This is a genomic window from Bradyrhizobium sp. UFLA05-89 (assembly GCF_059803475.1).
On the sequence record NZ_JBANBA010000260.1, the window covers coordinates 1 to 1520 of the forward strand.

Here is a 1520-nt window from a genome sequence, read left to right on the forward strand (position 1 = left end):
TTCAACAGCCTGCTCTCATGTTTGCTGTCAAGGGACTCGATCAAGCGGAGCCGCTTCCGGCTGAGCGCCCGGACGCTGGACTTCGAAGGTGCCCACGGTAGGAGGCAGGGCCAAAGACGACGGTTGATCAAGCTCTCATGCGCGGGTTGGCTACCGCATGACCGTGGTTTCGTCTTGGGGCTGCCTCGGTCTAGAGGGCGAGCGTCGGCAATGCCGGCTCATAACAGGCCACGAGGATTCCCCACCGCGCCCTGCCTCCTGCCCTGGGCACCGATATGGTCGAGCAGCGCTCTTCAGGCGGCCGGCCCGAGTTGTACTTGACGAGTGATCGCCCACAGGAAGCCGACCATCTCACGTGCAATGGCGGTGGTGACGATCACCTTGGGTTTGCCGGCCGCCGACAAGCGGCGATAGCGAGCGCATAGCCTGACCTGGGCCTTCCAGGCGATATCGCGGATAACTTGAGGCAGGCGCTCGTTACGGTCATGGAGCTTGCGACTGACGCGGGCTTGCATGCGATAGGTCCATGCCCCCTCAATCAGAGCCCGCCTGGCCAGAGCATTGCCAGCCTTGGTGATGTTGCCGCGTCGTATGGTTGCGCCGCTCGAATACTCCGACGGCACGAGGCCGAGAAAGGCCATCAACTGGCGAGGATTGTCAAAGCGAGAGAAGTCGCCAACCTCGGCAACCACCGTCACGGCAACGATGAAGGCGATGCCCCGCATGGCCTGCACGGCCTCTACGATTGGCGTCATCGACCATTGTGGCGCCAGCTCCTCGATCCGCTTGGTCAAGCAGTCCACGCGGGCCTCAGCGTCGGTTACGGCATGAATGTAGTCCTGCAGAACGATTTGGCTCGCCGGGTGATCGAAGCGCACCGTGGTGAGCCAGCGACGATAAGCCAGAGTCCACCCCCTCTTCCCGGCATAGATGCGCCCATGTCGCAGCAGGAAGCCTTGGAGATGTTGCCGCGCCTTGCCGAGCACACGCATCGCCGTGGCGCGGGCTCTCACCAAGTCGCGCATGGCCTCATGCGCTGCATCCGGAACCCACACGGCTGTCAGTTCGTCGCTCCGGTGCAGCTTGGCCAGCATCGCCGCATCGCGCCGGTCGGTTTTTACCCGGTCGCCGGCTTTCATCGGGATCAGTGAGGGAGCCACCACGATGCAGTTGTGTCCCAGTCCCGTCAGTTGTCTATACAGGCCATATCCGCAGGGTCCGGCTTCGTAACAAAAACTTACCTGCCGGTCACCCTCGCCAAGCTTCTTTGCCAGCTTGGCGATTTGATCGGCGCGATTAGGGATGATCCCCAAGTTACGAACTTCCCCGCCGCGCATCGCATCGGCCACTGCAACCGAAATCGTCGCCTTGTGCACATCCAGCCCCACGAAAATGCTATCGTTCATCAGGCCCGCTCCCCATGCTTGAGGCTCGGCGCCGGACCATCCGGCGCAACCCTCGATAGGAGCTTGCCGCGGGGCGGGCCGCCCGTCACCTCAGAAGGCAAACATAGGGTCTAG

General features: G+C 62.5%; 1 protein-coding gene. It reads right to left on the minus strand.

Annotated features, from left to right (window positions below; translation table 11 throughout):
• Positions 1-293 precede the first annotated feature (293 nt).
• On the minus strand, positions 294-1406 hold the full coding sequence (locus SO139_RS46120; RefSeq protein ID WP_498542144.1) for an IS110 family RNA-guided transposase: 1113 nt from the start codon (positions 1404-1406) through the stop codon (positions 294-296).
• Positions 1407-1520 lie beyond the last annotated feature (114 nt).